Source organism: Streptomyces mashuensis (assembly GCF_014654785.1).
Classification (GTDB): domain Bacteria; phylum Actinomycetota; class Actinomycetes; order Streptomycetales; family Streptomycetaceae; genus Streptomyces; species Streptomyces mashuensis.
Window position 1 is genome coordinate 132,715 of sequence record NZ_BNBD01000007.1, and the last position, 20,296, is coordinate 153,010.

General features: G+C 73.7%; 1 protein-coding gene. It reads left to right on the plus strand.

Annotated features, from left to right (window positions below):
- Positions 1-8 precede the first annotated feature (8 nt).
- Positions 9-20,174: a type I polyketide synthase gene (locus IE305_RS18700; protein ID WP_190130916.1), complete on the plus strand. Its 20,166-nt coding sequence runs from the start codon at positions 9-11 to the stop codon at positions 20,172-20,174.
- Positions 20,175-20,296 lie beyond the last annotated feature (122 nt).

Below are 20,296 nucleotides of genomic sequence, written 5' to 3' on the forward strand. Positions count from 1 at the left end.
AGTACATGATGACAACCCCCAACGAGAAGATCGTTGAAGCGCTGCGGGCCTCGCTGAAGGAAGCCGAGCGGCTGCGCCGGCAGAACCAGCAGCTCACCGAGGCGTCCAGGGAACCCGTCGCCATCATCGGCATGAGCTGCCGGTTCCCCGGCGGGGTCCGCTCGCCGGAGGACCTGTGGCGGCTGGTCGCCGGGGGCGGCGACGCCATCTCCGGGTTCCCCGCCGACCGGGGCTGGGACGTCGAGGCGCTGTACGACCCCGACCCCGAGCACCAGGGCACGACGTACGCCCGCGAGGGCGGCTTCCTGCACGACGCCGCCGAGTTCGACCCGGCGTTCTTCGGCATCTCGCCGCGCGAGGCCCTCGCCATGGACCCGCAGCAGCGCCTGCTGCTGGAGACGTCGTGGGAGGCGTTCGAGCGGGCCGGCATCGACCCGGCCGCGGTGCGCGGCAGCCGCGCCGGCGTGTTCGTCGGCGCCTCCTCCCAGGCGTACGGCGCGGGCCAGTACGACCTGCCCGAGGGCGTCGAGGGCCACCTGCTGACCGGCACCGCCGCCAGCGTGGTGTCCGGGCGGCTCGCCTACGTCTTCGGGCTGGAGGGCCCGGCCGCCACCGTCGACACGGCCTGCTCCTCGTCGTCCGTCGCCCTGCACCTCGCGGTGCAGGCGCTGCGCCAGGGCGAGTGCTCGCTCGCCCTGGCCGCGGGCGTCACCGTCCTGGCGACGCCCGACGTGTTCGTGGAGTTCAGCCGGCAGCGCGGCCTGTCACCCGACGGCCGCTGCCGGTCGTTCTCCGCCGACGCCGACGGCACGGGCTGGTCGGAGGGCGTGGGCGTGCTGCTCGTCGAGCGTCTCTCCGACGCCCGCCGCAACGGCCACCCCGTCCTCGCCGTCGTCCGCGGCAGCGCCGTCAACCAGGACGGCGCGAGCAACGGCCTGACCGCGCCCAACGGCCCGTCGCAGCAGCGCGTCATCCGCCAGGCGCTGGAGAACGCCCGCCTGACCCCCGGGCAGGTCGACGCCGTGGAGGCCCACGGCACCGGCACCCGCCTCGGCGACCCCATCGAGGCGCAGGCCCTCATCGCCACCTACGGCGAGCAGCGGCCGGCGGAACGGCCGCTGTGGCTGGGCTCGCTCAAGTCCAACCTCGGTCACACGCAGAACGCCGCCGGTGTCGCGGGCATCATCAAGATGGTCATGGCGATCCGCCACGGCGTGCTGCCGCAGACCCTCCACGCCGAGCGGCCCACGCCCGACGTGGACTGGTCGGACGGTACCGTCGCCCTGCTCACCGAGGCCCGCCCCTGGCCCGCGACGGGCGAGCCCCGCCGGGCCGCCGTGTCGGCGTTCGGCGTCAGCGGCACCAACGCGCACACCATCATCGAAGAGGCCCCGGCAGCCGACGAGGCCCTGGCGGAGAGCCCGACCCCCGCCGGGGAGTCCCCGGCGGGCCGCCCCGCCGTCCTGCCGTGGCTGGTGTCCGGCCGTACCGAGCAGGCCCTGCGCGCCCAGGCCGGGCAGCTGCACGCCTGGCTGGAGGAGACCCGGCCCGCCCCGGCGGACGCCGCCCGCACCCTCGCCGTCGGCCGGTCCGCGTTCGACCACCGCGCCGCCGTCGTCGCCCCCGACCGCGACACCCTGCTGACCGCGCTGCGCGCCCTGGCCGACGGTGGCACCGCGCCCGGCCTGGTCGAAGGCGCCCCGGCCGGCGGGAAGGTGGCCTTCCTCTTCACCGGCCAGGGCAGCCAGCGGCTCGGCATGGGCCGTGAACTGTACGAGACGTTCCCGGCGTTCGCCGAGGCGCTCGACGCGGTCTGCGCCGAACTCGACCGCCACCTCGACCGCCCCCTGAAGGACGTCCTCTTCGGCACCGGCGCCAGCAGCGCAGGCCTGCTGGACCGCACCGACTACACGCAGCCGGCGCTGTTCGCCGTCGAGGTCGCCCTCCACCGGCTCGTCACCGGCTGGGGCCTCCTCCCCGACGTCGTCGCCGGCCACTCGATCGGCGAACTGGCCGCCGCGCACGCCGCCGGCGTCCTCTCGCTCGAGGACGCCTGCACGCTCGTCGCCGCCCGCGGCCGGCTCATGCGGGAGCTGGCCACCGCCGGCGGCGCCATGATCGCCGTGCAGGCCACGGAAGAGGAGATCACCCCCCACCTCGACGAACACATCGGCCTCGCCGCCGTCAACGGGCCCTCCTCCGTCGTCGTCGCCGGCGACGCCGACGCCGCCGCGCGCGTCGCCGCCCTCTTCGAGGAGCAGGGCCGCAAGACCAAGCGGCTCACCGTCAGCCACGCCTTCCACTCGCCCCACATGGACGGCATGCTCGACGCGTTCCGCCGCGTCGCCGAGGGCCTCACCTTCCACAGCCCGGCCGTCCCCCTCGTCTCCAACCTCACCGGCACCGTCGTCGCCGACCACGAGGTCCGCGACCCCGAGTTCTGGGTACGGCACGTCCGCGAGGCCGTACGGTTCCTCGACGGCACCCGCGCCCTGGAGGCGCACGGCGTCACCACCTACGTCGAACTCGGCCCCGACGCCGTGCTGTCCGCCATGGCCCAGGACTGCCTCACCGGTGACGGCGCCGCCTTCCTGCCCGCCCTGCGCGCCGGCCGCGCCGAACCCGACACCCTGACGACCGCTCTCGCCCGCGCCCACACGCGCGGCCTCCACGTCGACTGGGCCACCTGGTTCGCCCCCACGGGCGGCCGCCACACCGACCTCCCCACCTACGCCTTCCAGCGCGAACGCTACTGGCTCGCCCCCGGCACCCGGCCCGCCGACGTCACCTCCGCCGGCCTCGAAACAGCCGACCACCCGCTGCTCGGCGCCGCCGTGCCGCTCGCCGACACCGACGGCTTCCTGCTCACCGGCCGCATCGGCCTGGACACCCACCCGTGGCTCGCCGACCACGCCGTCATGGGCACCGCCCTGCTGCCCGGCACCGCCTTCGTCGAACTGGCCGTACGCGCCGGCGACCAGACCGGCTGCGACCGCCTCGACGAACTCACCCTGCACGCCCCGCTCGCCCTGCCCGACCGCGGCGGTATACGCCTCCAGATCACCGTCGGCGGCGCCGACGACGACGGTTTCCGGCCCTTCACGCTCTCCTCCCGGGCCGAGGACGCCCCGCCCGAGGAGCCGTGGACCCGGCACGCCACCGGCACCCTCGCCCCCACCGCCGCCCCCGCCGGCTTCCAGCACACCGTCTGGCCCCCCGCGGACGCCGAACCCGTCACCACCGGCACCCTCTACGACGACCTGGCGACCACCGGCCTCCACTACGGCCCCGTCTTCCAGGGCCTGCGTGCCGCCTGGCGCCGCGGCAACGAGGTCTTCGCCGAAGTACGGCTGCCCGAGGACGGCGGCACCCCGTCCTCGTCCCACCCGGCGGCTTCGTCGTTCGGCCTCCACCCCGCCCTGCTGGACTCCGCCCTCCACGCCCTCGGCCTGGGCGTCCTGGACGACCACGCCGGCGGCCGCCTCCCCTTCGCCTGGAACGGCGTCACCCTCCACGCCTCCGGCGCCTCCGACCTCCGCGTCCACCTGCGCCCCGCAGGCCCGGCCGGCGGCTCCGGCGCCCTCCGCCTGGACATCGCCGACGCCACCGGCGCCCCCGTCGCCACCGTCGACTCGCTGGTGCTGCGCCCCGTCTCCGCCGAGCAGGTGAACGCGGCACGCACCACCTACCACGAGTCCGTCTTCCGCCTGGACTGGACGGAACTGCCGGCCACCACCGAACGGCCCGAGGCCGTGACGCCCGCCGACGTGGCCGTCATCGGCGGTGAGAGCGGTGGCGTCGGCCTGAGCGACGTACCGGCGTACGAGGACCTCGCCGTCCTCACCGCCGCTCTGGACGCCGGCGCCTCCGTGCCCGGCCAGGTCGTCGTGCCCTGGGCCCCCGGCGCCGGGACCCCCCTGACCCCGGAGGCCGTCCGCGCCGCCACCGGCCGCGCACTCGCCCTCGCCCGGACCTGGCTCGCCGACGACCGCTTCGCCGGGTCACGGCTCGTCCTCGTCACCCGGGGCGGCGTCGCCACCGGGCAGCACCCGGACACCGAAGCGCCGGTGGACCCCGCCGTCGCCGCCGTCTGGGGCCTGATCCGCACTGCCGAGTCCGAGAACCCCGACCGGTTCGGGCTCATCGACCTCGACGACGCCCCCGCCTCCGGCGCCGCCCTGCCCACGGCACTCGCCGCACTCACCCCCGGCGAGCCCCAGATCGCCGTCCGCGCCGGCGTCCCCCACACCCCGCGCCTGGCCCGCCTCGCGGCCACGGCCGGAACGACCGGAACGGCCGGGACAGCCGGGACAGCCGGGACGGACGCGCCCACCGACGCGTACGACCCGCAGGGCACCGTCCTCGTCACCGGTGCCTCCGGCCTCCTCGGTGGCCTCGTCGCCCGCCACCTCGCCGCCGAACACGGCGTACGGCATCTGCTGCTCCTCAGCCGGCGCGGCGCCGACACGCCCGGCGCCGACGAGCTCACCCAGGACCTGCGCGCCCACGGCGCCGAGGTCACCTGGGCCGCATGCGACGTCGCCGACCGCGACGCCCTCGCCGCCGTCCTCGCCGCCGTCCCGGTCGCACATCCCCTGACCGCGGTCGTCCACACCGCCGGCGCCCTCGACGACGGCGTCCTCACCACCCAGACCCCCGAACGCCTGGACCACGTCCTCCGCCCCAAGGCGGACGGCGCGCTCCACCTGCACGAACTCACCCGCGACCTGGCCCCCGGCCTTGCCGCGTTCGTCCTCTTCTCGTCCTTCTCCGGCGTCCTCGGCGGCCCCGGCCAGGCCAACTACGCCGCCGCCAACGCCTTCCTCGACGCCCTCGCCGCGCACCGCCGCGCCCAGGGCCTGCCCGCCACCGCCCTCGCCTGGGGCCTGTGGGGCGAGTCCGGCGGCATGGCCGGCACCCTCGACGAGACCGACCTGCGCCGCATGCGCCGCTCCGGCCTGCCGCCGCTCACCGCCGCCCAGGGCCTCGAACTCTTCGACCTCGTACGGCAGAGCGACGAGCCCGCCCTCGTCCTGACCCGCCTCGACACCGCCGCCCTGCGCACCCACGCCACCACGGGCGCCCTGCACCCCCTGCTGCGCGGCCTCGTCCGAGCCCCGCGGCGCCACGCCGCGGGCACCGCCACCGGCGGCGGCACGGGCACCGACAGCCGCACCGCCCTCGTCCAGCGCCTGGCCGGCCTGTCCGCCCAGGAACAGGACCGGGCCCTGCTCGACCTCGTACGCGCACAGGTCGCCGCCGTCCTCGGCTACGCCGGCCCCGCCGCCGTCGAGGCCGGCCGGGCGTTCAAGGAGCTCGGCTTCGACTCGCTGACCGCCGTCGAACTCCGCAACGCCCTCGGCGACGCCACCGGCCTGCGGCTGCCCGCCACCCTCGTCTTCGACTACCCCACGTCCACCGCGCTCGCCGACCACCTGCGCAGCGAGCTGCTGGGTGACGCGGATGTTCTGCTCGCGGCCGCGGACAACCCCGCCCGGCCCGCCGCCGCGGGCGCGCTCGCGGACGACCCCATCGCCATCGTCGCGATGAGCTGCCGCTTCCCCGGCGGCATCCGCTCGCCCGAGGACCTGTGGCAGCTCGTCGCCGAAGGCGGCGACGGCATCTCCGGCTTCCCCGCCGACCGCGGCTGGGACCTCGCCACGCTCCTCAGCGACGACCCCGACCAGGAAGGCACCAGCTACGTCGGCGAAGGCGGCTTCCTGCACGACGTCGCCGACTTCGACGCCGCCTTCTTCGGGATCTCGCCGCGTGAGGCACTGGCGATGGACCCGCAGCAGCGTCTGCTGCTGGAGACGTCGTGGGAGGCGTTCGAACGCGCCGGCATCGACCCGGCCCGTCTGCGGGGCAGCCGCACCGGCGTGTTCGTCGGCTCCAACGAACAGGACTACCTCACCCTCTGGCTGAACGACGCCGACGGCCTCGAAGGCCACCTCGGCACCGGCAACGCCGCGAGCGTCGCCTCCGGCCGCGTCTCCTACACCTTCGGGCTGGAGGGCCCGGCCATCACGGTCGACACGGCCTGCTCGTCCTCCCTGGTCACCCTGCACCTCGCCGCGCAGGCCCTGCGCAACGGCGAATGCGACCTGGCGCTGGCCGGCGGTGTGACGGTCATGTCGACCCCGGGCGCGTTCACTGAGTTCAGCCGCCAGCGCGGCCTCGCCGCCGACGCCCGCATCAAGGCGTTCGCGGCCGGCGCCGACGGCACCATCTGGTCCGAGGGCGTCGCCATGCTCGTCGTCGAGCGGCTGTCGGACGCCCGGAAGCACGGCCACCCGGTGCTGGCGGTCGTGCGGGGCACGGCCGTCAACCAGGACGGTGCGAGCAATGGTCTGACGGCGCCGAATGGTCCGTCGCAGCAGCGTGTGATTCGGGCGGCGCTTGCGTCGGCCGGTCTGTCGGCTGCGGATGTGGATGCGGTGGAGGCACACGGCACGGGCACGTCGCTGGGTGACCCGATCGAGGCGCAGGCACTGCTGGCCACGTACGGGCGCGAGCGGGCAGCCGAGGACCGGCCGCTGTGGCTGGGGTCCGTGAAGTCGAACATCGGCCACACCCAGGCCGTGGCCGGTGCCGCCGGCGTCATCAAGATGGTCATGGCGATGCAGCACGGCGTGCTGCCGCGGACGCTGCATGTTGACGAGCCGACGCCGCACGTCGACTGGGCTGCGGGTGCGGTGGAGCTGCTGACGGAGGCGCGGGCCTGGCCCGAGACCGGCCGGCCGCGGCGCGCGGGCATCTCGTCGTTCGGCTACAGCGGCACGAACGCCCACGCCATCCTGGAGCAGGCGCCGGAGCTTGCGCCGGAGGAGGAGCCGGCGGGGGGCGTGGCGGATTCTGCGGTGCCCCATCCGCTGCTGGTGCCGCTGTCGGCACGTACAGCGGACGCGCTCCGCGCGCAGGCGGAACAGCTGCGCTCGCACCTGGAGCGGCAGACGGACCAGTCACTGACCGACGTGGCGTACTCGCTCGCCACGAGCCGTACGGCCATGAACACGCGGGCCGTCGTCCTCGGCTCCGACCGCGACGAGGTGCTGCGAAGCCTCGCGGCACTGGCGGACGGCACGGCGACCGGTGGCGGTGTCGTCACGGGGTCGGCGGCCGGCGGGGGCCGGGTGGCGTTCCTGTTCACGGGTCAGGGGAGTCAGCGGCTGGGGATGGGGCGTGAGTTGTACGACGCCTATCCGGTGTTCGCCGACGCGCTTGATGCGGTGTGTGCGGAGCTGGATGGTCTGCTGCGGGTGCCGCTGAAGGACGTGCTGTTCGGCGATGACGCGGGTGTTCTGGAGCGGACGGAGTTCGCGCAGCCTGCGTTGTTCGCGGTCGAGGTGGCGCTGTTCCGGCTGGTGGAGGCTTGGGGTGTTACCCCTGACTTCCTTTCCGGCCACTCGATCGGTGAGATTGCTGCTGCCCATGTGGCGGGGGTTTTCTCGCTCGCTGATGCGTGTGCGCTGGTGGCTGCTCGCGGACGTTTGATGCAGGAGCTGCCTGCGGGTGGCGCGATGGTGGCTGTCCAGGCCACCGAGGAGGAAGTCACGCCGTACCTGACCGACCGGGTGGGCATTGCTGCCATCAATGGTCCGTCGTCGGTGGTGATTTCCGGTGATGAGGCTGTGGCGCTGGAGATCGCTGAGCGTTTTGCGGCGGAGGGTCGTAAGACGCGTCGGCTGAGCGTCAGCCATGCGTTCCACTCGCCGTTGATGGACGGCATGTTGGGCGCGTTCCGGGAGGTGGTCGCTGGGATCAGCTACAGCGAGCCGCGTGTCCCGGTCGTGTCGAACCTGACCGGTGCGTTGGTGTCCGGTGAGGAGATGTCCTCGCCGGAGTTCTGGGTGCGGCACGTGCGTGAGGCCGTCCGTTTCCACGACGGTGTGCGGGTGCTGGAGGCCGAGGGCGTCACGACGTTCGTCGAGCTCGGGCCGGACGGTGTGCTGTCGGCCATGGCACAGGAGACCGTCGCGGACGCCGCCTTCGTGCCCGTCCTGCGGCGTGACCGCGCCGAGGCCGAGACGCTCGCCCTTGCCCTGGCGCAGGCCCACGTTCGTGGCGTGACCACCGACTGGGCCGCGTACTTCGCGGGTACGGGGGCCCGCCGCGTCGACCTGCCCACGTACGCCTTCCAGCGCGACCGGTACTGGCCCGACGCCCTCATGGCCGCGGCGCGGCAGTCGATGGGGGCCGGTACTGTGCCCGGCGACTCCGTCGACGCGCGCTTCTGGGAGGCCGTCGAGCGCGAGGACCTGGAGTCGCTCGCCGCGGAGCTGGACCTCGTCGAGGACGACTGGCTGGCCCAGGCCCTGCCCGCCCTCTCCGCCTGGCGGCGGCGACAGAACGAGCAATCGACGGTCGACGCCTGGCGCTACCACTCCGTGTGGCGCCCCCTGAGCAGCAGCCGCGCAGCAGCACGCCTTCAGGGCGTGTGGTGCGTGGTGACCGCGGAGGGCGACGTTTCGTCGAACGACATCGTCGAGGGCCTCACCGCGCGCTGCGCCGAGGTCCGTACGATCACCGTCCCGGCCGGCGAGCTCACCGACCGTGCTGCGCTGGCCGATCTCCTCGCCGAGGGTTCGTACGCCGGTGTGGTGTCGCTGCTGCCGGATGCCGTGTCGACGGCTGTGCTGGTGCAGGCGCTGGGTGATGCGGGTGTCGGCGCGCCGCTGTGGTGCGTGACCAGTGGTGCTGTGTCCACTGCCGCATCTGATGTGCTGCGTTCGCCGGTTCAGGCTGCTGTGTGGGGTCTGGGGCGTGTGGTTGCGCTGGAGTACCCCGAGCGGTGGGGTGGTCTGGTCGACCTGCCTGAAGGTGTCGATGCGCGGGTGCTGGACCGGCTGGCGGGTGTGCTTGCTGGTGGTTCCGGTGAGGACCAGGTGGCGGTCCGCGCGTCGGGTGTGTTCGCCCGTCGTCTGGTGCGTGCCGCGCGGATTGCCGGTGACGAGTGGTCGGCCGGTGGTTCGGTGCTGGTGACCGGCGGTACGGGTGCGCTGGGTGCTGAGGTGGCACGCTGGCTCGTCGCCCGTGGCGCTGAGCATGTGGTGCTCACCAGCCGTCGCGGTCTTGAGGCGCCGGGCGCGGTGGAACTGGAGGCCGAGTTGTCGGCTTCGGGTGCTTGGGTGACTGTTGCTGCGTGCGATGTCACCGACCGGGACGCGCTGGCTGCGCTTCTGGAGTCGCTGCCGGCCGAATATCCGCTCACTGCGGTCTTCCACGCCGCGGGTGTGCTGGACGACGGTGTGCTGGAGGGGCTGACCCCCGAGCGCTTCGAGCGGGTCCTGCACGCCAAGGCGTCGGCTGCGGTGAATCTCCACGAGCTCACGCAGGACCTCGACCTGTCGGCGTTCGTTCTCTTCTCCTCCATCGCGGGCACGTTGGGTTCGGCCGGTCAGGCGAACTATGCCGCCGCCAACGCGTTCCTCGATGCGCTTGCCGAGCAGCGTCGTGCTGCCGGTCTGCCGGCCACCTCGATCGCGTGGGGCCCGTGGGCCGAGGGCGGCATGGCCGCCGACGGCGCGCTGGCCGAGCGCATGCGCGCGGGCGGCATACCGCCCATGGCGGCCGACACGGCCATCGCCGCACTCCAGCGCGTGCTGGACGGCGACGAGACCGTGGTGACCGTCGCCGACATCGACTGGGAGCGGTTCGCGCCGGGCTTCACCGCCGCACGGCCCTCCTCGCTGCTGGCGGAACTCGTCGACACGGACGCCGGCGCTGCTGCTTCCGGCCCGGTCGGCGGCGGTGCGCCCGGCGGACTGGCCCAGGAGCTGGCCGGTCTGTCGGAGAGCGAGCGGGAGCGCGCGCTCCTGGAGCTCGTCCGCGGCCATGTCGCCGAGGTCCTGGGGCACTCCGGGGCGGCGGCCGTCGAGGCCGGCAATGCGTTCAAGGAGCTGGGCTTCGACTCGCTGACGGCCGTCGAACTCCGCAACCGGCTCAACACGGTCACCGGGCTGCGGCTGCCCGCCACGCTCGTCTTCGACTATCCGACGCCTGCCGCTCTCGCCGCTCACCTGCGGTCCGAGCTGCTGGGTGACGAGGCAGCGGCGACGACCGTTGCCGAGACCCGGCCGGCCGGGCCGGCGGGCGGTGCGCTCGCGGACGACCCGATCGCGATCGTGGCGATGAGCTGCCGCTTCCCCGGCGGCGTACGGACCCCCGAGGAGCTGTGGCAGCTGCTGGTGACCGGCGGCGACGCCATGTCGCCGCTGCCGACGGACCGGGGCTGGGACGTCGAGACCCTCTACAACCCCGACCCGGATGTCCCGGGCAGCGTCTACGCACGCGCCGGCGGCTTCCTGTACGACGCCCCCGACTTCGACGCCGACTTCTTCGGCATTTCGCCGCGCGAGGCCCTGGCCATGGACCCGCAGCAGCGTCTGCTGCTGGAGACGTCGTGGGAGGCGTTCGAGCGGGCCGGCATCGACCCGGCGGCGCTGCGCGGCAGTCAGGCCGGTGTGTTCGTCGGTACGAATGGTCAGGACTACCTGTCCCTGCTGCTGAAGGATCCCGAGGGCCTCGAAGGCCACATGGGGACCGGCAACGCGGCGAGTGTGGTGTCGGGCCGGCTGGCGTACACGTTCGGGCTGGAAGGCCCGGCGGTGACGGTGGACACGGCGTGTTCGGCGTCGCTGGTGGCGCTGCACTGGGCCGTGCAGGCGCTGCGGAACGGTGAGTGCGACCTGGCGCTGGCCGGTGGTGTGACGGTGATGTCGACGCCGGGCGCGTTCATCGAGTTCAGCCGTCAGCGGGGTCTTGCCGCCGACGGTCGGGTGAAGGCGTTCTCGGAGTCGGCGGACGGCACCGGTTGGGGCGAAGGTGTCGGCATGCTGCTCGTGGAGCGGCTGTCCGACGCGCGGAAGAACGGTCACCCGGTGCTCGCGGTGGTCCGTGGCTCTGCCGTCAACCAGGATGGTGCGAGCAATGGTCTGACGGCTCCGAATGGTCCGTCGCAGCAGCGTGTGATTCGGGCGGCGCTGGCGTCGGCCGGTCTGTCGACCGCCGATGTGGATGCGGTGGAGGCGCACGGTACGGGTACGACGCTGGGCGACCCGATCGAGGCGCAGGCGTTGCTGGCCACCTACGGCCAGGGCCGGGACGAGGACCGGCCGCTGTGGCTCGGTTCGGTGAAGTCCAACATCGGTCACACCCAGGCTGCTGCGGGTGTTGCGGGCGTCATCAAGATGGTGCTGGCGATGCAGCACGGCGTGCTGCCGCAGACCCTCCACGTCGACGAGCCGTCGCGGAAGATCGAGTGGGCGGAGGGCGCGGTCGAGCTGCTGACCGAGGCCCGCGAATGGCCCGAGACGGGTGACCGTCCGCGCCGCGCCGGTGTGTCGTCGTTCGGCTTCAGCGGTACGAACGCCCACACCATCATCGAGCAGGCGCCGCCGCAGGCAGAGCAGGCCGGCGAGCAGCGAGACGTTTCGTCCCCGCAGGTGCTGCCCCTCGTGCTCTCGGCAAAGGACGAGCAGGGCCTCGTGGCCCAGGCCGACCGGTTCCGGGCGCACCTGGACGCCGAGTCCGGTCTCGAACTCCTCGACGTCGGCTACTCGCTGGCGACCGGGCGGTCGTCGTTCGAGCACCGCGCGGCGATCGTCGCAACCGACCGTGACGACGCACTGCGCGGACTGCGCGAGCTCGTGCAGGGTACGGCGACCGGTGGCGGTGTCGTCACGGGGTCGGCTGCCGGCGGGGGCCGGGTGGCGTTCCTGTTCACGGGGCAGGGGAGCCAGCGGCTGGGGATGGGGCGTGAGTTGTACGACGCCTATCCGGTGTTCGCGGACGCGCTTGATGCGGTGTGTGCCGAGCTGGACGGTCATCTGCGGTTGCCGCTGTACGAGGTGATGTTCGGCGACGACGCGGAGCTGCTGGAGCGGACGGAGTTTGCTCAGCCGGCGTTGTTCGCGGTGGAAGTTGCGCTCTTCCGGCTGATGGAAGCGTGGGGGATCAAGCCCGACTTCCTTGCTGGCCACTCGATCGGTGAGATTGCTGCTGCGCATGTGGCGGGTGTGTTCTCGCTGGCGGATGCGTGTGCTTTGGTTGCTGCGCGTGGGCGGCTGATGCAGGAGCTGCCTGCGGGCGGTGCGATGGTGGCCGTGCAGGCCACCGAGGAGGAAGTCACCCCGTACCTGACCGATCTGGTCGGTATTGCTGCGATCAATGGCCCGTCGTCGGTGGTCGTTTCCGGTGACGAGGCGGCGGTTCTGGAGATCGGGGCCCGCTTCGAGGCGGACGGTCGTAAGACGCGTCGCTTGAGCGTCAGCCATGCGTTCCACTCGCCGTTGATGGACGGCATGTTGGCGGCGTTCGGGGAGGCGGCCGCTGGGATCAGCTACAGCGAGCCGCGTGTCCCGCTCGTCTCCAACCTGACCGGTGGACTCGTCGCAGGTGACGAGATGGCGTCGCCCGACTTCTGGGTGCGGCACGTGCGTGAGGCCGTCCGTTTCCGCGACGGTGTGCAGGCTCTCCTCGCCGAGGGCGTCACGACCTTCGTCGAGCTCGGGCCCGACGGTGTGCTGTCGGGCATGGCGCAGCAGTTCGTTGACGCGGAGGGCATGGCCTTCGTCGCTGCCCTGCGCAAGGACCGCCCCGAGGCCGAGACGCTGACCGCCGCCCTCGCCCAGGCTCACACGCGCGGTATTGCCGTCGACTGGACCGCGTACTACGCCGGTACGGGGGCCCGTCGCGTCGATCTGCCCACGTACGCCTTCCAGCGCCGGCGTTTCTGGCCCGAGGTCGCGGAAGAGAGCACGTTCTCTCTCGAACCCGCCGACGCCTGGCGATACCGCGTGGCCTGGCGGCCGGTGACCGGACACTCCGCGCAGACGCGGCTGTCCGGTACCTGGCTGGTGGCCGTTCCCGCAGAAGGAACGGGCGCCGATGTTGTCGATGGTCTGACTGCGCGGGGTGCCGAGGTCCGGCAGCTGGTGACGGGTGCGGCGGGTGAGCTCGACCGCGGGCAGCTGGCCGCTTCCCTCCCCGAGGGGCCGTACACCGGTGTGGTGTCGCTGCTGCCGGACGCCGTGTCGACGGCCGTGCTGGTGCAGGCGCTGGGCGACGCGGGTATCAGCGCGCCGCTGTGGTGTGTGACCAGCGGAGCCGTCGCCACCGACCCCGCCGACCACGTACGTGACCTGGCCCAGGCCGGCGTGTGGGGCCTCGGTCGCGTCGCGGCCCTGGAGCACCCGGAGCGGTGGGGTGGTCTGGTCGACCTGCCCGAGGGCGTTGACGCGCGGGTGCTGGACCGGCTGGCGGGTGTGCTTGCCGGTGAGTCCGGCGAGGATCAGGTGGCGGTCCGGTCGTCGGGCGTCTTTGCCCGTCGTCTGGTGCGTGCCACCGGCGGTAATGGCGAGTGGTCGGCCGGCGGTTCGGTGCTGGTGACCGGTGGTACCGGTGCGCTAGGTGCTGAGGTGGCCCGCTGGCTCGTCGCCCGTGGCGCTGAGCATGTGGTGCTGACCAGCCGTCGTGGTCTTGAGGCGCCGGGCGCTGTGGAGCTGGAGGCCGAGCTGAAGGCCACCGGCGCGAAGGTCACCATTGCTGCTTGCGATGTCACCGACCGAGGTGCGCTCGCCGCGCTGCTGGACTCCCTCCCGGCGGAGTACCCGCTGACGGCGGTCTTCCACGCCGCCGGTGTCCTGGACGACGGCGTGCTGGACGGGCTCACCCCCGAGCGTTTCGAGCGTGTTCTGCGTGCGAAGGCCACGGCGGCCGTGTATCTGGACGAGCTCACGCGGGATCTCGACCTTTCCGCCTTCGTTCTCTTCTCGTCCATCGCGGGCACCTTGGGTTCGGCCGGTCAGGCGAACTATGCCGCCGCCAACGCGTTCCTCGATGCGCTCGCCGAGCAGCGTCGTGCTGCCGGTCTGCCGGCCACCTCGATCGCGTGGGGTCCGTGGGCCGAGGGCGGCATGGCCGCCGACGCGGCCCTTGCCGAGCGCATGCGTTCCGGTGGCGTGCCGCCCATGGCTTCCGGCACCGCCATCACCGCGCTCCAGCGCGTGCTGGCCGCGGACGAGGCCGTCGTGACCGTGGCGGATGTCGACTGGGAGCGCTTCGCCCCCGGCTTCACGTCCATCAGGCCGAGCACGCTGTTCGACGAGCTGCCCGAGGCGCGCCGCGCTCTCGGCAAGGGTTCCGGCAGCCGCGTTCCTTCCGGGGCCGGTGCCGGTGCCGGGGCCACCGAGGCGTCCGGGAACGCTCTCGCCCAGCGCCTCTCGGGCCTTTCCGAGGCCGAGCGGACCCGCACGCTGCTGGACCTGGTGCGTTCGTCGGTCGCCGCCGTCCTCGGGCACACCGGGGCCGACGCGGTCGGCGCCAAGCGTGCCTTCAAGGAGCTGGGCTTCGACTCGCTCACCGCGGTGGAACTCCGGAACCGGCTCGGCGCCGCCACCGGCCTCCGGCTGCCCGCGACCCTCACCTTCGACTACCCGACGCCCGCCGCTCTCGCCGATCACCTGCGGTCCGAGCTGCTGGGCGACGAGGCGGCGGCTCTTGCCGAGAGCCGTGCCGCCGGGCCGGTGGCCGGTGCGCTCGCGGACGACCCGATCGCGATCGTGGCGATGAGCTGCCGCTTCCCCGGTGACGTACGGACCCCCGAGGACCTGTGGCGCCTGCTGGTGACCGGTGGCGACGCCATCTCCGGCTTCCCCACCGACCGCGGCTGGGACCTGGACACCTCGTACGCGAACGAAGGCGGTTTCGTCTACGACGCCGCCGAGTTCGACCCGGCGTTCTTCGGGATCTCGCCGCGCGAGGCCCTCGCCATGGACCCGCAGCAGCGACTGCTGCTGGAGACCACCTGGGAGGCCATGGAGCGGGCGGGCATCAACCCGCACGCCCTCCGCGGCAGCCAGGCCGGCGTGTTCGTCGGCACCAACGGCCAGGACTACCTGCCGCTGGTCCTGAACTCCGCCGACGGTGGCGACGGCTTCATGAGCACCGGCAACGCGGCGAGCGTGGTGTCGGGCCGGCTGGCGTACACGTTCGGCCTGGAAGGCCCGGCCGTCACGGTCGACACGGCCTGCTCCTCGTCGCTCGTCGCCCTGCACCTCGCGGTGCAGGCGCTCCGCAACGGTGAGTGCGACGTCGCGCTGGCCGGTGGTGTGACGGTGATGTCGACGCCGGGTGCGTTCGCCGAGTTCAGCCGTCAGCGGGGTCTTGCCGCCGACGGCCGCGTGAAGGCATTCGCCGAGGCCGCCGACGGCACCGGCTGGGGTGAGGGCGTGGGCATGCTGCTCGTCGAGCGGCTGTCGGACGCCCGCCGTCACGGCCACCCGGTCCTCGCGGTCGTCCGCGGCTCTGCCGTCAACCAGGACGGTGCGAGCAACGGCCTCACGGCTCCGAATGGTCCGTCGCAGCAGCGAGTGATCCGCCAGGCGCTCGCCTCGGCCGGCCTCCAGCCCACGGACATCGATGCGGTGGAGGCGCACGGTACGGGTACCAAGCTCGGTGACCCGATCGAGGCGCAGGCGCTCATCGCGACGTACGGCAAGGACCGTGACGAGGATCAGCCGCTCTACCTGGGTTCGATCAAGTCGAACATCGGTCACACGCAGGCCGCGGCCGGTGTCGCGGGCATCATCAAGATGGTGCTGGCCATGCAGCACGGCGTGCTGCCGCAGACCCTGCACGTGGACGAGCCGACGTCGCACGTCGACTGGTCCGCCGGGGCCGTCTCGCTGCTGACCGAGGCCCGCGAGTGGCCCGAGACCGGGCGTCCGCGCCGCGTGGGCGTGTCGTCCTTCGGTGTGAGCGGCACCAATGCGCACACCATCATCGAGCAGGCTCCCGAAGAGCCCGTCGCCGACGCCACGGACGCCGGCACCCCGGGCACCGAGACCCGCTGGACCCCCTGGCTCGTCTCCGGCCGGACCGAGGCCGCGCTGCGTGCCCAGGCCGACCGCCTGCGCGCTCACCTCGCCCAGCAGGAACAGGGGGACGGCGCGCCGTCGCCGGTGAACGTGGCCTACTCGCTCGCCACCGGGCGCGCCGCGCTCGAACACCGCGCCGTTGTCGTCGCGGACGGCGCCGAAGAGGCCCTGCACGGCCTCGAAGCCCTCGTGCGCGGTGAAAGCCCGGCGGCCGTCACCCAGGGCACCGCGGTGTCCGAGGGCAAGGTGGCGTTCCTGTTCACGGGGCAGGGCAGCCAGCGGCTCGGTATGGGCCGTGAGCTGTACGCGGCGTACCCGGTGTTCGCCGAGGCGCTGGACGCGGTCTGTGCGGAGCTGGACATGCACCTCCGCCGCCCGCTGAAGGACGTGCTCTTCGGCGACGACGCGACCGCCCTCGACCGCACGGAGTTCGCCCAGCCGGCGCTCTTCGCCCTCGAAGTGGCCCTGTTCCGCCTCCTGGAGACCTGGGGTATCAGCCCCGACCTCCTCTCCGGTCACTCGATCGGTGAGATCGCTGCCGCGCATGTCGCCGGCGTGTTCTCCCTGGCCGATGCCGCCGCGCTCGTCGCTGCGCGTGGCCGTCTGATGCAGGAGCTGCCGGAGGGTGGCGCGATGGTGGCCGTCCAGGCTGCCGAGGACGAGATCGAGATCGACATCGAGCTGGCCGACGGCGTGGGCATCGCTGCTGTCAACGGCCCGGACTCGGTCGTGATCGCCGGTGACGAGAACGCCGTTCTCGCCATGGCCGAACGGTTCGCCGCACGGGGCCACAAGACCCGTCGCCTGACCGTCAGCCACGCCTTCCACTCCTTCCACATGGACGGCATGCTGGAGGCGTTCGGCGAGGTGGCCGCCGGCATCACCTACCACGCGCCCCGCATCCCGCTCGTCTCCAACCTCACCGGAACACTGGTGTCGGAGGAGATGACGTCGCCCGAGTTCTGGGTCCGTCACGTCCGTGAAGCCGTCCGCTTCCGCGACGGTGTGGAAGCCCTGGCCGCCGAAGGCGCCACGACCTTCGTCGAGCTCGGCCCCGACGGCGTTCTGTCGGGCATGGCCCAGCAGTTCGTCGAGGCCGAGGACGTGCTCTTCGTCGCCGCCCTGCGCAAGGACCGCCCCGAGGCGCAGGCGCTGACCACGGCCCTCGCCCAGGTCCACGTCCGTGGCCTGGCCGTCGACTGGTCCGCGTACTTCGCCGGTACGGGCGCCCGCCGCGTCGACCTGCCGACGTACGCCTTCCAGCGGCAGCGGTACTGGGTCGACACGTTTGCTCAGCCGGAGGACGTGTCCGCCGCCGGTCTCGGGTCCGCCGGACACCCCCTGCTGGGGGCCGCGGTGGAGCTGCCGGAGTCCGACGGGCTCCTCTTCACCGGCCGGCTGTCGCTCCAGAGCCACCCGTGGCTTGCCGACCACGTCGTGTCCGGCGTGGTGGCCGTCCCGCCCGCGGCCTTCCTGGAGCTGGCCGTCCACGCCGGCGACCAGGCCGGCTGCGGCGCCGTGGAGGAGCTCGCCCTGGCTGCGCCTCTCGCCCTGCCCGAGCGCGGAGGCGTGCAGATACGCGTCTCCGTCGGCGAGGCCGACGCCTCGGGCCGCCGGACGCTGAGCGTCCACTCGCGGCCCGAGGACCCGGCCGCCGACGACACGGTCGGCACCGGGCGGCCCTGGACGCGGAACGCCACCGGCGTTCTCGCCGCCACCCGGCCCGCCCCCGCTGCTCAGGGCGACACCGCCTGGCCCCCGGCGGGCGCCGTGCCCGCGCCGTACGAGCCCGGCGACGTCCACGAGCAGCTGGCCGCGGCCGGCCTGGCCCACGGCCCGGCCTTCCAGGGCCTGCACCGCCTGTGGACCGCCGAGGACGGCGACCGCCTCTACGCGGAGGTACGGCTCGCCGACCACCAGCAGGCCGAGGCCGCCCGCTATGCCCTGCACCCGGCGCTGCTCACCGCGGCGCTGCACGGCGCACAGCGGTCCGCGGCGCCCGGCTCGCTGCCGCTGGCCTGGGAAGGCGTCGACCTGTACGCGGCCCACGCCACCACCCTGCGCGTGGTCGTCGGCCGGACCGTGACCGCGGCCGGTGAACCGGCGGTGTCGCTGACGGCGACGGACGGCACGGGGGCACCCGTGGCCTCCGCCGCGTCGGTGGTCCTCCGTCCGTACGCGGACGAGGACCTGGCCGCCGCACGTGCCGCCCAGCACCGCGACGACGACTCCCTCTACCGGATCGACTGGACGCACCTGGCCGTCACCGCCCCCGCAGCCGCGCCGACGGACACGTCCGCGTACGTCCTCATCGGCGATGCGGCCGACGACGGGCACGGCGACGACGGAATCGGCGCCGGGCTGCGCGCGGCCGGCGTGGACGCGGAGACGTACCCCGACCTGGCCTCGCTGCACGCGGCGGTGGCCGCCGGGCGGCCGATGCCGGCGACGGTCCTCGTGCCCGTCCCCGCCGCCGGCACGGACGGGGAGGAGACGTCCGCTCTCGTCCCCGCCGTGCACGACGCGCTCGGCCGCGCCCTGGACACCGTCCAGACGTGGCTGACCACCGAGCGGTTCGGCGACGCCCGTCTGGTGTTCGTCACCCGCGGAGCCGTCGCCACCACGGCCGCGCCCTCCCCGGTGGACGACCTCGTCACCGCGCCCCTGTGGGGGCTGGTGCGCTCGGCGCAGTCGGAGAACCCCGGCCGTTTCGTCCTCCTGGACACGGACGGCACCGAGGACTCCGCCCGCGCCCTGACCGCGGTCCTCGCGACCGACGAGCCGGAAGCGGCCCTGCGCGCCGGACGCGCGTACGTGCCGCGGCTCGCCCCGACCGGGGCGGTGCCGGACGCGGCGGCCGGGCGACTGGCCGACCCCGACGGCACCGTGCTGATCACCGGGGCCGCCGGTGGCCTGGGCCGGCTCCTCGCCCGGCACGTCGTCGCCGAACACGGCGTCCGCCACCTGCTGCTGCTCAGCCGCAGCGGCGCCACCGCCGACGGCATGGCCACGCTGCACGACGAACTGACCGGCCTGGGCGCCGAGGTCACCATCGCCGCCTGCGACGTGGCCGACCGTGACGCGCTCCAGCGGCAGCTCGCCGCCGTCCCCGCCGCCCACCCGCTCACCGCCGTGATCCACGCGGCCGGTGTGCTGGACGACGGCGTGGTCGACAAGCTCACGCCCGAGCGCCTGGCACGGGTGCTGCGGCCCAAGGTGGACGCCGCCGTGCACCTGCACGAGCTCACCCAGGGCCTCGACCTGGCGTCGTTCGTCCTGTTCTCCGCCGCCGCCGGCACCCTCGGCGCGGCCGGGCAGGCCAACTACGCGGCCGCCAACGTCTTCCTCGACGCCCTCGCCCGCCACCGCCGTGCCCAGGGCCGCACCGCCCTGTCGCTGGTGTGGGGCATGTGGGCCGAGGAACGCGGCATGGCCGGCCGCCTCACCGACGGCGACCGGGCCCGCGCCGGCCTGGGCGGCATGGTGCCGCTCACGGCCGACGAGGGACTCGCCCTGTTCGACGCCGCCGTACGCGGCCGCGCCGCCACCGCCGGACCGGCCGGTCAGGTCGCGGAGACCGTCCTCGTGCCGATGCACCTGGACCTGGCCACCCTGCGCACAGCAGCGGCCGGCGGCGGCATCCTGCCGGTCTTCCGGGGGCTCGTCCGCACGCCGGTCCGCCCGACGGCCGGGCAGACGCCCGCCGAGGGGGTCGCGGCAGCCGGTGCAGCTGGTACGGGACCGGAGACGCTCGCCGAGCGGCTGTCGCGGCTGCCCGCCGCCGAACGGGAACGCGCCGCACTGGACCTCGTCCGCGGACAGGTCGCCCAGGTGCTCGGCTACGCCTCCCACGACCAGGTCGTCCCCGGCCAGGCGTTCCGCGAGCTGGGCTTCGACTCCCTCACGGCCGTCGAGCTCCGCAACCGCCTCAACGCCACGACCGGGCTGCGGCTGCCCGCCACGCTGATCTACGACTACCCGACGCCGGCCGCCCTCACCCGGCAGGTGCTGGCGGAGATCGCCCCGGAGGACACGGCCGAGGACACGAAGGCGGCCGTCCTGGAGGAACTGGACCGCCTGGAGAACTCGCTGTCCTCCCTCTCCCCGGACGACCTCGCCGCCCTCGTCCCGGACGAGGCCGCCCACGCCCGGGTCGCCGTACGGCTCCAGGCGCTCCTGGCGGCCTGGAACGAGACCCGGCGCGGGCCGGAGGAAGGGGCGACGGCCGAGGTGCTCGAAGAGGCCAGCGACGACGAACTCTTCGACTTCATCGACAAGAGGTTCGGCAAGGGCTGACCCCGACCGCCCCGCGCACGCGGCCGTCCCGCCCCGAGCGGGACGGCCGCGTACCCCACCACGTATCCCCACCACGTGCCCCACCGCGACGACCTGACCACGCTGAATAGGTGAAGCTGTCC